The sequence below is a fragment of the Streptomyces sp. NPDC046859 genome, from assembly GCF_040645135.1.
Classification (GTDB): domain Bacteria; phylum Actinomycetota; class Actinomycetes; order Streptomycetales; family Streptomycetaceae; genus Streptomyces.
This window is the reverse complement of sequence record NZ_JBEYXR010000008.1, coordinates 286156-298202: the sequence shown is the minus strand read 5'-3', so window position 1 is coordinate 298202 and position 12047 is coordinate 286156. Positions and strand designations below refer to the sequence as shown.

Genomic DNA, 12047 nt, shown 5'->3' with positions numbered 1-12047 from the left:
ACCCAAACCCCCTTCGAACACGGCGAATCGGGGCTCCGATAGGGCCGTGCTATCGCCGATTGCCATCATCACAGCGGCTTTTCGGACGCGGACACTCGCCTTGACGACTCACCCCCCACCTAGGAGTCATCGATGCGCATGTCCTTCGTCCTGTCCGCCCGTACGACGGCGGCGGCCGCTCTCGGTGTCGCGGCCCTCGGCCTCGGCACGGTCGCCCCGGCGACCGCGGCCCCGGCTCCCGTCCAGGCCGGCTTCGTCGCCGGTACGGCCGACTCCGACGCCTCGAAGGCCTTCTTCCAGGCCGTGCTGAAGTCGGTCGCCGAGAAGCAGGCGGCCCGTCCGACGGCCGCCGCGGCGGTCACCGTCGTCTACGACGCCTCGCGCGCGCCCACGTTCAGCGCGCAGATAGCCCGCAGCGCCCAGATCTGGAACAGCTCGGTCTCCAACGTCAAGCTCCAGTCCGGTTCGAACGCCGACTTCACGTACCGCGAGGGCAACGATGCGCGGGGCTCGTACGCCTCGACGGACGGGCACGGGAACGGCTACGTCTTCCTCGACTACCGGCAGAACCAGCAGTACGACTCCACCCGCGTCACCACGCACGAGACGGGCCACGTCCTCGGGCTGCCGGACCACTACCAGGGTCCGTGCAGCGAGCTGATGTCGGGCGGCGGCCCCGGCCCGTCGTGCACCAACTCCCTGCCGGACGCCAACGAGCGGGCCCGGGTCGAGCAGTTGTGGGCCAACGGGTTCGCGGCCGCGCTCGACAAGGCCCTCGACAAGGGAGCCCGCCGGTAGGGCGGTTCCCCCACGCACCACCCCCCACATGACGTGGCCGCCCTCCTGCACGGGGCGGCCGCGTTCATGTGTTCAGTCCGGCCGGCGGTGCAGGGTGACGTCGGCGAGCAGGGCGCGGTGGTCGGTGCCGGGCAGGTCGAGGAAGCGGGTCGCGCGCACGGAGAAGTCCCGGGAGAGCAGCACGTGGTCGATCTGCGTGCCGAACGCGGGTGCCGTGCGCGCCGGCCAGCTCGGGGTGCGGTCGTGGCCGCCGAGCCGGGCCGCGTCCTGCAGACCGGTGTCCAGGACGCGGCGGAAGGCCGCGTGGTCCTGGGAGGCGTTGAAGTCCCCGGCGAGCACGAGCGGGGTGCGGCCGCGTCCTTCGGCGAGGTCGCGCAGCCGCCCGAGTTCGCGGCGCCAGGGCCCGATCCGGCCGGGCAGCGGCGGCATGGGGTGCGCGAGCTGGAGCCGTACCGGCTGCCCGCGGACGTCGGCGACGGCGCCCGGCATGGCCATGGTGCCGTCGACGCCCCCGGCGGGGGCGAGCGGGAAACGGCTGAGCAGCACCGAGCCGTGGGACCCGGCGGCCACCTCCGCCACCCGGTGCGGATAGGCGGAGGCGAGTTCCCGGCGGAGGACGGCGTCGCAGGTCTGCTCGCACTCCTGGACGAACACGACGTCCGGTTTCTCGCGGCGGACGGCGGCGGCGAGCGCGTCGGCCGCCTGCCCGAACTCGACGTTCGAGGTCAGGACGCGCACGGAGGCGAGCGGCGGGCCGTCCGGCCGGTGGCTCCTGCCGTACGGCTCGATGAACCAGGCCAGCAGGCCGAGCAGCGCGACCGCCCCGACCAGGCCGGTCCACCAGCGGGCGAGCAGGGCGAGCAGCAGAGCGGTCACGGTGGGCACGAGCAGCCACGGGAGGAAGGCCAGCAGCTGCGGGAGGGGGGTCAGGGCGTCGGCGTCGGCGGCCCGGCAGGCGACGACGACGCTGACGCCGAGCAGGAGCAGGGCGGCGGGCCACCGTCCGGCCGTGTGGCGTCCGCGTCCGTTCTGGTTCCCCCGCTCTGTCACAGCGACGACGTTACGAGGTGGGATGCCGGTGTGCCAGGAGCACCGGGTGTCCCCGGGGTCCCGTCAGATCCGGGCGCGGGCCGGCGGGCGGGCGGGGTCGGTGGCGGGCCGGGCGGCCACCCGGCGGCGCCGGGCCAGGTAGCCGGTGAGCCGGGCCGCGAGGGCCACGGCCAGGCCCAGGGCGACCAGTGACCAGGACACCGAGCGCAGCGGCTGGGTCAGCGCGTCGTACACGGCTTCGGCGGCCGGACGGTGGGCGGCCTCGGGCAGGTCGGCGAGCGTGAGCCGGCGGCCGAGGGCCACGGCGAGGACCAGGAGCGCGCCGCCCAGCGCCGAACCGAGCGCGGCCGCGGTGAGCGCGCGGCGGCGGCAGGCGGCGACGGCGATCCCGGCCACCGCGAGGACCGCGGCGGCGACGGGGAGCCAGAACCCGGCGACCTCCAGCACGTCGTACCCCTTCCTCAGGCGTGCCAGCTCGTCGGCGCCGAGCACGGGCACCTCGGTGTGCTCGACCGGGATGTGCCGGGCGACGGTCACGTGGTCGTCCAGCAGCCGCTGTTTGACCTGGGCGGTGATCGGCGCCAGATCGACGGTGACGGGGCCCGGGCGGCCGTCGCGCAGGGCGTCCAGGACGGCGTCGTGCACGGCCCGGTTTCCGGCGTCCCAGGCGGCACGGAAGGCCGAGGTGCGGGTGAAGGAGTCCGCCGCGTCCCGGACGAAGGGGCGGACCGTGCCGGGCGCGGGCGCCGCGGGCGCGCCGGCCAGCCGCCGGTCGACCTCGCGCATGATCCCGGTGCCCAGGGCGTCGGCGACCGCGCCGCGCACGGCCGGGTCGGAGGCGAGCGGCGCCATGGCCGTGACGTAGCGGCCGGTGTCGGCGAGCCCGTACGCGGCCCAGGCCGCGGACGCGCCGAACGGCAGGAGGAGGCACGACAGCGCGATCAGCGCTGCCGACAGACCGTCGCGCAGCCGGGTGGACACCCCTCAAGCGAAAGGCCGCGCGACCCGGGGCGCCCGCCGGGCGCCTGCATCCGGGCGCAGGGTTCCCCTCTCCGGCGGAGCGTTCACCCGAACGGGTGTCTCACGGGTCGGGGAAGCGGTGCGGCCCCGGCGCGCGGCCGGGGCCGCACCGGGTGCGCGCTCAGGAGGTCCGCCTGCCCTCGGCGTCCTCGTGCGTGTAGTAGCGGTAGAACAGCACGACGAAGCAGGCGGCGCCCAACGCGAGCCCCATCAGGGACGACCTGACGACGCTGTGGCCGGTCTGGCTGTACAGGAAGCCGACCGCGCAGCCGGTGAAGGCGGCCCACATGATCGCGTGCATCTCGCGCCGCATCTGGCCGGAGACGGCCCGGATGACGACGAACAACAGAATGAACACCACCGCGGAGACGAAGCCCAGGAGCAGGTTCCAGCCGGTGATCTCGCCGCCGGCACGGCGGTCCGCCGCGACCCAGTAGCCGTAGATCAGACCGAGGCCGACCGGGACGGCCACGCTCGCGACGCGGTGCGCGCGCGGGCTGAGGACATCGGTGGACGGGCGTGTGCTCGTCGTGCGCCGCCGGGACGCGGGTGCCGCATGAGCCATGAGAGCACTCCTTCCTCTCCGCCCCCGTCCTCCAGAGCACACCTGGGGCGCCGGCCTGGCAAGTCGGCGTCGCGCGCCGGCCCGATGCCACCCGGCCGGGTACCGGATGCGGCACGCCGGACGTCGTGTTTCGCTGAGGCGCATGAGGGCCGTCAGCGACGGTGAGGTCAGCCCGCTGGGTGACACGCACCGGGCGCGGCCCCTTCGTGTGCGGGGCAGGAGCGTGGCCTGGGTGCCGCCGCTGCTGCTGCTCGTCGGCATCGTCGCCGTCGACTTCCGCACGAGCAGCGACTTCCGCATCCTGTCCTGGATCGTGCTGGTGCCCGGCACCGCGGCCGCGATCTGCGGGGTGTGGGGGACGGCCGTGTACGCCGTGCTCGCGCCCCTGACGTACATCGCCGCCGACGCGCTGCTGCCGCACCAGTTCCAGGCCGATCTGCCCGACCTGATCCTCGCCGCCCTCGGCGGTGTCCTCGCCACGCTGGCCTGTGTGGTGCGGGTGCGCGGCGAGGAGCGGATGCTGCACATCGAGGACGTGGCGGCCACCATCCGGCGCACCGTGCTGCGCCCGCTGCCGCCCGGCTGGGGCGGGCTGGAGCACGCGGCCGTCTATCTCGCCTCCGACAGCGAGGCCCGGGTCGGCGGCGACTTCTACGACATCCAGACCGGGCTGCACGGCACGCGCGTGATCCTCGGCGACGTCCAGGGCAAGGGGCTCGGCGCGGTGGAGGTGGCCGCCGCGCTGCTCAGCACGTTCCGGGAGGCCGGCTACCACGAGCCGGACCTGCCGACGATCGCCACCCGGCTGGAGGTGCGCCTCCAGCGGCACGTGCGGATGAGGGCCGCGCTCGGCCGGGCGGACGGCGACCGGTTCGCGACGGTCGTCCTGGTGGGCTTCCCCGACGCGGAGCCGGAGACCATCGAGGCCCTCGTGCTCGGGCACGACAGCCCCCTCGTCGTCGGCCCCGACGGGGTACGGGCGCTGCGGCCGCACGCCCGCCTCCCGGTCGGCCTGAGCGAACTCGACCCGGCCGCCGGGCCGCCGCCGGTACTGCGGGCGCCCCTGCGGTACGGCGAGACCTTGCTGATGACGACCGACGGGGTCACCGAGGCACGGGACGGGCGCGGCGCCTTCTTCCCGCTGGCCGGCACGGTCGCCGAGGCCGTCGCCGCCGACCCCGGGCTGGCACAGCCGGGACGGCTGGTCGACTTCGTCCGGGAGAGCACGCTGCGGCACAGCGGCGGGCATCTCGGCGACGACACCACGGTGTTCGCGGTCCGGCGTCTCCCCCCGGCAGGGAAGGAGCAGCCGGGGGACGGACGTTCGCCACCCTGAGATCCCCTTCACACACGCAGAGCGGTTACGGTGCTGCCGTACGTGATCGACGGGGGACGGGGAGGGACCGATGCCCGGAACAGTGCTGCTGCTCGCCGCCGCTCCGGCCGGCCGGGGGCGTCTGGTGGACGCCGCCACCGTGCTCCCGGTCCTGGCCGCCGTGCCGCCCCCCGTGCTGTCCGGCACCGGCACCGCGAACGTCGTCGAGCTCGCCGACCCGCTGGAGCCGCAGGCCGTCCTGACCCGGCTGCGGGCCGCCGCCGTCTCCCCCGGCCCGCTCACCGTGTTCGTCACCGGCCAGCTGCACCTGGACCGGCGCCAGCGCCTGCCGCACCTCGCGCTGGCCCGCTCGACACCGGCCACGGTCCGCTACACGGGGCTTCCCTGGCACTGGTTCCGGGACGAACTGCGCCTGCGCCCGCCGGGGTCGACGTCCCTCCTCCTCGATCTGCACGCCGACGCCGAGACCTGGGAGTGGCTGCGCGCCCACCCCCTGGACTGCGGCCGCGGCACCACCGTCCTCGGCCGGATCGCCCCGCCGCCCGGCCGCCGGGCACCTGCCGGTCCGGCGTACATGAAGGCGGTGGCCACGCTGCTGCGCAGCGGACTCCGGCCGCCGCTGGACCGGCTCCACGAGCAGGCGCTGGAGCGGATCGCGCCGGAGGCCGGGGTGGGCGTCGACATCGTGCTGACCGCGTCTGCGCCCGCGCCGGGCGACCCGCACACCGCGATCTCCGAGGCCGTGCGGGCCGGGCGGCACGCGGAGGCGGACGCGCTGGCCGCCCGGCACGAGCAGACGGCCGTGCACACCCACGGCCCCGTCTCCGAGCAGGCCCTGCACTGGATCGAGGTCCGCGCGGACCTGGCGATGCTGGCGGGCGACCCGGTACGCAGCTGCCGTACCTGGCTGACGGTCGCCTCGGCGCGGCTGGCCGCGGGACAGTCCCCGGACGCGCCCGCGGTGGAGTCCGCGGTCGACCACGCCCACCACCAGTGGCACCGGATCGACGACCCGGCGCTCGCCCGGGAACTCGGCCCGGTCCTGGTGGAGCTGCGCAGCCGGGTGCCGGGCCGTCGGCAGGGCGCCTTGGAGAACGTGCACCGGCAACTGCGGCAGCTCCAGGTCAGCGGGTGAGAACCGGGGGCCGGGCCGGTGGTGATTCCGTGAGACCTACCGCACGGGGGCCGGCGGAATGACATGCTGATCGCGCTGCTGTGCCGGTTTCGGCTCCATCGCTCTCGCCGGGCCCGCGTTGGCCGCCAGGATCAGGGTCGTCACGGCGACCACGGCGGCGGCGACGCCCCGGGTGTAGCGCTCGGTGGTGCTGGTGCGTTGCTGCACGGCGACCTCGCAACAGCCAAGGGTTAACCACGTTTAATACGCGGTTTAACCTAGGGGCTGTGGGAGTGGAACGGCAAGGGCGCCAGGGGGAGTTGAGTGTGTCGGACCGTGATGACCCGGGGACCATCGGGCGCCGGGTGCAGCAGCTGCGCGCCGACCGGGGCCTGACCCAGCGGCAGTTGGCCGAACCGGCGTACAGCCCCGCCTACATCTCCACCCTGGAGGCCGGACGGGTGCGCGCCTCCGACGAGGCGCTGCGGCACATCGCCGACCGGCTCGGGATCGCCTTCGAGGAGCTGGCCACCGGCCGCCCCGCCCACCTCGTCACCGATCTGCGCCTGGGGCTCACCGAGGCCCAGCGGGTCCTCGCCACCGGCGACACCGACGCGGCGGCCGGTCAGTTCACCGGCCTGCTCGCCGAGGCGACGGGCCACGGCCTCGCCGAGGAGCGGGCCGCCGCCCTGATCGGGCTCGGCGACTGCGGCCTCGACGCCGGTGAACTGGACGTCGCGCGCGGCCACTTCGAGCAGGCCGAGCAGGTGCTCACGGCAGCCGGGTCGCCGCTGCCCGCCCGGGCCCCGGCCGTGCGCGGGAGGGCTGTCTCCCACTACCTCGCCGGTGAACTCCGCTACGCCGTCTACCTCCTGGAGTCCGCGCTCGACGAGCTCAACCGCGGCGGACTGCACGACCCGGACGCCCTCCTGCTGCTGTACGCCAGCGTCATCGGGCCCTACATGGACATGGGCGCCCACGCCCGCGCCGCCCAGGCCGCCGAGTACGCCCTGGCCCTCGCCCCGCAGGCCGGTGACCCGGCGCTGGTGGCCCGGATGCACCGGTCCGTGGCCCGCACCCTGCTCGCCGAGGGCCGGATCGCCGAGGCCGACGCCTCCCTCGCGAAGGCCGCCGAGCTGTACCGGCAGCTCCAGATCCGCACCGAACTCGCCAACTGCCACTGGATGCGCGGCTACGTCTACGCCCAGAACGGCGACCTGGAGCGCGCCGAGGCGGAGATGCGCGAGGCGCAGACCATGCTGACGGCCCAGCGCGCCGCCCTCTACACGAGCCAGGTCGCCGTCGAGCTCGCCGACGTGCTGCACCGGCGCGGCAAGTCCGCCGAGGCCGCCGCCCTGCTCCACGAGGTCCTCAGCGACCTCAGCTCCGAGCGCGGCGCCCTGCACTCCGCCGCCGCCCACCGGTTGCTCGGCATCATCGCCGAGGACTCCCGGGACACCGAGGCCGCCGAGGAGCACTACGTCCGCGCCCTGAGCCTGCTGGAACGCGCGGGCGCGGTCGGCGACCTGGCCGACCTGTGCCGGCTGCTCGGCGACCTGCTCCGCCGCACCGGCCGCGTCGAGGCGGCCCTGGACGCCTACCGCACCGGCCTCGGCCACCGCACGGCCCCCGGCACCACCACCTTGGGCCCGGCCCCGGCGCAGCCGCCGTTGTGAGGGCCGGGGTGCGCTCGCAGCCGCCGGGGCGGTCGGGCGTGTCCGGGGTTTCGGGGGATGGGGGCCGGGTAGTCGGGGCTGGTCCGGGGTGGGCGGCCGGGAGCCACCGGACCGCTGCCCGCTGCCACACCGGGAGGCATCCGTGCGGCGCAGAGACGATCACCGTGGTGGACCGGGGCGGGAGCCCCGGCGTCCCGCGGACGCGATCGCCGAGAGCCTGCGCGGTGCCGGTCCCGGCGAGGTGCCGGTCCGGCTGTGCCGGGTCGCCGTCGACCTGTTGCCCGTGGCGGGCGCCAGTGTGTCGCTGCACAACGACGGGATGCCGGTCCAGCTCGGCGCGACCGGCCCGCGGGCCGCGTATGTGACGGAGATCCAGGCCACCTTGGGCGACGGACCCTGCCAGTGGGCCGCGCGGAGCCGCGCCCCCGTGCTCGCCGGCGATCTGACCGCCGGGCGGGACGTGGCACGCTGGCCGGTCCTCGCCCAGCTGGCCACGGCGGCCGGAGTGCGGGCGGTGTACTCCCTGCCGCTCGGCGACGCCCAGGTGTGCGTCGGCACCCTCGACCTCTACGGCGACACCCCCGGCGAGCTGTCCGGCCGGGACCTGCGCACGGCCCGGCTGCTCGCCGGAATGCTGACGCTGGCCCTGATGGCGCTTCCGCACACCCCGGACGAGCAGGGCGAGGAGGTGTGGCTGGGCGGCCTCGCCGCCGACCACGACCCGCTCTACCAGGCCACCGGCATGATCATGGCCCAGCTCTCCGTGGGAACGGACGAGGCACTGGCCCGGCTGCGGGCGCACGCGTTCGCGCAGGGCCGTACCGCCCTCGACGTCTCCCAGGACGTGGTGGCCCACCGGTTGCGCTTCGACACCGAGTGAACCCCGGCGGCCCCGGCGCCGTCCTCCACGGCATGGAGACGATGGCTGTGATCTTCGCGGTGGCCGCCTGCGTCCTGCTCCTGCTCAGCGTGCAGAGCCGGATGTCCCGGGCGGAGCGGCGCGCGGCCCGGATCGAGCACAAGCTCGACCTGGTCCTCGGGCACCTCGGGCTGCGGGAGGAGGACCCGCGCCTGGCCGAGGTGGCGGCGCTGCTCCGGGACGACAAGAAGATCCAGGCGATCAAGGTCTACCGGGAGATCACCGGCGCGGGTCTCGCGGAGGCCAAGGACGCCGTGGAGCGCATGGCCCAGGTCGGGTCCTCCCGATCAGGCCGGATCAGCGAGCGCCGGGAGCCGGCATGAGCGGCGAGACACCCCCTCGGGGGTGCGCGGTCCGGCTCAGACCGTGGCCCGGCCCCGCTTCCTGACCTCCTCCAGGCGCCTCGTGCCCAGCTCGACGGCGGTCAGGGTGGCGTCGGACGGCACCTCGCCGAGGCTGCCGTTGGTGACGGTGATCGCGTCGTCGCCCACCCGGACGGCGGCCACGTCCAGGGTGAGCCGCGGCGCGTCCTCGTACTCGGAGACGGCGCCGACGACGATCCGCAGGGCCTGCCGGGCGTCCCCCATCTCCGGCAGGCCGACCGCCCTGACCTCCACGGACAGCGGACCGCCCGCCGCGGTGGCGGTGAACGACCCGCACCGCCGCGGCAGCTCGCCGAGCCGGCGCAGCGCCTGGTCCAGGGCGCCCGGGCGGTGGACGACGACCTGGTAGCGCAGCTGGGCGTCGCCCCACTCGTCGTCCAGCGCGACCGCCGCCCGCGTGAGGGCGTCGGGGCCGAAGAAATCCTCCGCGTACAGCGCGTCGAGCAGGGCCCCGCACGCCGCGGGCTCGGCCGTCGCCTTCAGCATGGCCTCCCGCCAGGTCGCGAAGCCCCGGGTGGGCACCCACGGCGCCCCGAGGTCGGCCTCGGTGACGAGCGCGGCTCTGGCCTGAGCCTCCGTGAGAGTCGGGGCGGCGGCCGGGGACTGCGAGGCGGGGACGTTCACGGGCGGGGGCGCGGCCTGTTCCTGACCGGTGAGGGCGCACGCGGAGGCGGTCAGCAGGGCGGCGGCCGAGAGCGCCGGGGCGACGAGTGCACGGGCCGGGGGACGGGGCATCGCAGGGCCTCCCTGGGCTGGGGTGAGGGACGCGCTCAAGATCGGCACGTGTTCCCAAAGCACCACCGCGGGCCCTGTCCCACCAGCGCGCCGGGCCGTCCGGGTGACGCGGCGCGTGCCCGGGCGCCGGCGGCAGAACGAGGAGGGAGTCCCGGACGACCGAGGAGGAGTCCCGGACAGCGGAGAAGCCGTACGACGCCGCGCACGCGTGTCCGCGTGGCGACGCCGTACGGCGACGCACTCCACCTGTACGACACCGTAAAGTCGGTTCGTAGGGCCCGCCACCGCACTGCTCCAGAAGGAGACCCGCCGTGACGAACGACGGCCGGCCGATCCCGGTGATCATCGACTGTGACACGGGCGTGGACGACGCCCTCGCGCTGCTGTTCGCGGTACGCCATCCGGGGCTGGACCTGCGCGCGGTGACCTGCGTGGCCGGCAACACGGACGTGGACGGCGTCGTGCGCAACACCCTGACCGTGCTGGAGGTGGCCGGCGCCCCGGAGATCCCCGTCGCCCGCGGGCCGCCCGCCCCCTGATCGAGCCGTCCCGCTCGGCCCGGCACGTGCACGGCGACGACGGCATGGGCGACATGAACCTGCCCGCCCCGACCCGCGCCCCGGCCGGCATCGGCGCGGTGGATCTGCTGCGCCGGGAGATCCTGGCGTCCCCGCGCCCGGTCACCCTCATCCCGACGGCGCCTCTCACCAACATCGCCCTGCTGCTGCGCACCCACCCCGGGGTGACGGACAACATCGAGCGGATCGTGTTCATGGGCGGCGCGGTGGCCTGCGGAAACGCCACGCCGGTGGCGGAGTTCAACGTGTGGCACGACCCGGAGGCCGCGGCGATCCTGCTCACCGCCGGGGTGCCGATCACCATGTACGGCCTCGACGTCTTCCAGCGGGTCGTGGTGCCGGGCGCCGACGTCCGCCGGCTGCGGGAGAGCGCGGAGCCGGGCGCCCGGCTCGCCGGGGACCTGCTCGCGCACCGGCCCGCCGCACCGGACGTCGACGGCGACCCGGAGGCCGGCGGGATCGGGGACGCGGGCGCGGTCTGCACGGTCGTGGACCCGGCGGGCCTCACCAGCCGGCTGCTCCCGGTGGAGGTCTCCCTGGCGCCCGGACCCACCCGCGGCCAGACCCTGGTGGACCGGCGCCTCCGCCCCGGAGAGTCCGAGATCCACGCCGGGCTGCGCGAGCAGTCCCTGGTGGACGTGGCTCTCGACGTGGACGTGGACCGCTTCGTGAAGCTCTATCTGGAGACGGTCGCGGGCGCCTGACGGTCCGTCGGCGCCCCCTCACGCACCTGCACGGGGGCCCGAGGCGGTGAACCCCGGGCCCCCGTCGGCGTCCTCGCTCAGGAGCGGGCCGAGCGGCGCCGCTTGGAGGCGACGACGAACGCCGCGCCGCCCGCGACCAGCACCACGGCACCGAGCGCGATCGGGCCGGTCGCACTGCTGCCACCGGTCTGCGCGAGGTCACCGCCGCCCCCCTGGGGCTTCGGCGCCGGAGCGGAGGTCGAGCCGGACGGCTCCGGGGCCGGCGACTCGTCACCGGGCGTCTCGGAGGCGGGCGGGGCCGTCTCGTCGGCCGGGGTGGACGGCGCCGGCTCGGAGGGCGTGCCGGGCTCGGTGGCCGGGGGCTCGGTGGCGGGGGGCTCCTCGGTGGCCGGCGGTTCGGCCGTGCAGTCCTTCGTGCCGCCGTTCCAGGCCGCGATCAGCTTGTCCTTGATGACCGGGCGGTCCGGGCCCTTGGGCAGGTCCCCGTGCTCGAAGCCGTCGTTCGCGTCGTGCTTCCCGTCGAACTTCACCGCCCCGCGGTACAGGTCGATCTGCGCGAAGCAGCCGGCGTCCGGGACGGCGATGTCGAGGGTGTCGGTGGCGCCCGGCTTCACCGTGACCGTGTCGAAGTCGACGAAGACCTGCTCGCCGGAGGTGGCGAAGGTCGAGCCGTGGGCGAGGTAGGACGCGAGCGAGGCGGTGCAGGTCGTGGCGTCGGCGGCGGCGCGCACGGTGATGTGGGCCTTGCCGTCGCCGGTGACCTTCAGGTTCTGGTCGTCGACCTTCACGGAGGCCGTGAAGTGCGTGCCGTCGAGCGAGAACTCGCAGCGGTCGGTGGCGGTCCGGGTGCCGGCGCCGGTGCCGGGCCGGTAGCTGCCGCCGGAGTTCCAGCCGTCCCCGCCCGTGCCGTGGGCCCAGGCGCCGGAGGCGGAGGCGACGGTGGCGGCGCACAGGGCGAGCGACGCGGCGCCCGCCCCCAGCAGGCGCCGTGCGGTGACACGTCTCGCTATGGACATGCGTATCCCCTCGTGGGGTGGAGAGTGGTCGAAGAAGAAAACACTGGGCCCACTGGTCACATGCGCCACAGCGTGAGCACATCGTCTTGGGGCGGATCACTCGTGTCAACCTGCGGAAACGCAAGGGAAGTTCAAACGGGCATCACGATCTCG

At 75.2% G+C, this 12047-nt stretch carries 12 protein-coding genes and 1 pseudogene; 7 read left to right on the top strand and 6 right to left on the bottom strand.

Annotated elements, in window-relative coordinates; translation table 11 throughout:
* Positions 1–132 precede the first annotated feature (132 nt).
* Positions 133–798 carry a snapalysin gene (gene snpA / locus ABZ899_RS15460; protein ID WP_361345721.1) on the top strand — a complete coding sequence of 222 codons (666 nt, stop codon included), beginning with the start codon at positions 133–135 and terminating at the stop codon, positions 796–798.
* 72 nt (positions 799–870) lie between these two features.
* On the opposite strand, the gene ABZ899_RS15455 is transcribed toward snpA, so the two are convergent.
* The 3 genes from ABZ899_RS15455 to ABZ899_RS15445 form a co-directional block, all read right to left on the bottom strand.
* Positions 871–1848, bottom strand: coding sequence for an endonuclease/exonuclease/phosphatase family protein (locus ABZ899_RS15455; protein ID WP_361345720.1), 978 nt, complete (start codon positions 1846–1848; stop codon positions 871–873).
* Positions 1849–1911: 63 nt separating this feature from the next.
* Positions 1912–2829, bottom strand: a complete 918-nt coding sequence (locus tag ABZ899_RS15450) for a hypothetical protein (protein WP_361345718.1) — start codon at positions 2827–2829, stop codon at positions 1912–1914.
* Between the two features lie 160 nt (positions 2830–2989).
* Positions 2990–3433 (bottom strand): hypothetical protein, encoded by a 444-nt coding sequence (locus ABZ899_RS15445; protein ID WP_361345716.1) that lies wholly within the window; start codon positions 3431–3433, stop codon positions 2990–2992.
* A 142-nt stretch (positions 3434–3575) separates the two neighbouring features.
* Here ABZ899_RS15445 and ABZ899_RS15440 point away from each other — a divergent pair, with 142 nt between their 5' ends.
* Both ABZ899_RS15440 and ABZ899_RS15435 read left to right on the top strand, forming a co-directional pair.
* Positions 3576–4769: a PP2C family protein-serine/threonine phosphatase gene (locus tag ABZ899_RS15440; RefSeq protein WP_361345714.1), complete on the top strand. Its 1194-nt coding sequence runs from the start codon at positions 3576–3578 to the stop codon at positions 4767–4769.
* A gap of 70 nt (positions 4770–4839) precedes the next feature.
* Positions 4840–5904, top strand: coding sequence for a hypothetical protein (locus ABZ899_RS15435; RefSeq protein WP_361345712.1), 1065 nt, complete (start codon positions 4840–4842; stop codon positions 5902–5904).
* A gap of 36 nt (positions 5905–5940) precedes the next feature.
* On the opposite strand, the gene ABZ899_RS15430 is transcribed toward ABZ899_RS15435, so the two are convergent.
* On the bottom strand, positions 5941–6111 hold the full coding sequence (locus ABZ899_RS15430; protein ID WP_361345710.1) for a hypothetical protein: 171 nt from the start codon (positions 6109–6111) through the stop codon (positions 5941–5943).
* Positions 6112–6209: 98 nt separating this feature from the next.
* Here ABZ899_RS15430 and ABZ899_RS15425 point away from each other — a divergent pair, with 98 nt between their 5' ends.
* The 3 genes from ABZ899_RS15425 (at position 6210) to ABZ899_RS15415 (ending at position 8801) form a co-directional block, all read left to right on the top strand.
* The gene (locus ABZ899_RS15425) at positions 6210–7559 is read left to right on the top strand and encodes a tetratricopeptide repeat protein (protein ID WP_361345709.1); all 1350 of its coding nucleotides are present in this window, start codon (positions 6210–6212) and stop codon (positions 7557–7559) included.
* Positions 7560–7701: 142 nt separating this feature from the next.
* A complete protein-coding gene (locus tag ABZ899_RS15420; protein WP_361345707.1) occupies positions 7702–8439 on the top strand; it encodes a GAF and ANTAR domain-containing protein in 738 nt (245 codons plus the stop codon).
* A gap of 41 nt (positions 8440–8480) precedes the next feature.
* Positions 8481–8801 (top strand): ribosomal protein L7/L12, encoded by a 321-nt coding sequence (locus ABZ899_RS15415; RefSeq protein WP_361345804.1) that lies wholly within the window; start codon positions 8481–8483, stop codon positions 8799–8801.
* 36 nt (positions 8802–8837) lie between these two features.
* On the opposite strand, the gene ABZ899_RS15410 is transcribed toward ABZ899_RS15415, so the two are convergent.
* Positions 8838–9596: a hypothetical protein gene (locus ABZ899_RS15410; protein ID WP_361345705.1), complete on the bottom strand. Its 759-nt coding sequence runs from the start codon at positions 9594–9596 to the stop codon at positions 8838–8840.
* A 311-nt stretch (positions 9597–9907) separates the two neighbouring features.
* On the opposite strand from ABZ899_RS15410, the pseudogene ABZ899_RS15405 reads away from it, so the two are divergent.
* Positions 9908–10878, top strand: a pseudogene (locus tag ABZ899_RS15405) (nucleoside hydrolase).
* A 77-nt stretch (positions 10879–10955) separates the two neighbouring features.
* On the opposite strand, the gene ABZ899_RS15400 reads toward ABZ899_RS15405, so the two are convergent.
* Positions 10956–11894 carry an LAETG motif-containing sortase-dependent surface protein gene (locus ABZ899_RS15400; protein ID WP_361345703.1) on the bottom strand — a complete coding sequence of 313 codons (939 nt, stop codon included), beginning with the start codon at positions 11892–11894 and terminating at the stop codon, positions 10956–10958.
* Positions 11895–12047: the final 153 nt, after the last annotated feature.

Excerpts from the sequence above, each read along its gene's own strand:
- snpA (WP_361345721.1), top strand. The coding sequence starts at position 133 with ATGCGCATGTCCTTCGTCCTGTCCGCCCGTACGACGGCGGCGGCCGCT.
- ABZ899_RS15445 (WP_361345716.1), bottom strand. The coding sequence starts at position 3,433 with ATGGCTCATGCGGCACCCGCGTCCCGGCGGCGCACGACGAGCACACGC.
- ABZ899_RS15440 (WP_361345714.1), top strand. The coding sequence starts at position 3,576 with ATGAGGGCCGTCAGCGACGGTGAGGTCAGCCCGCTGGGTGACACGCAC.
- ABZ899_RS15435 (WP_361345712.1), top strand. The coding sequence starts at position 4,840 with ATGCCCGGAACAGTGCTGCTGCTCGCCGCCGCTCCGGCCGGCCGGGGG.
- ABZ899_RS15415 (WP_361345804.1), top strand. The coding sequence starts at position 8,481 with ATGGCTGTGATCTTCGCGGTGGCCGCCTGCGTCCTGCTCCTGCTCAGC.
- ABZ899_RS15410 (WP_361345705.1), bottom strand. The coding sequence starts at position 9,596 with ATGCCCCGTCCCCCGGCCCGTGCACTCGTCGCCCCGGCGCTCTCGGCC.
- ABZ899_RS15400 (WP_361345703.1), bottom strand. The coding sequence starts at position 11,894 with ATGTCCATAGCGAGACGTGTCACCGCACGGCGCCTGCTGGGGGCGGGC.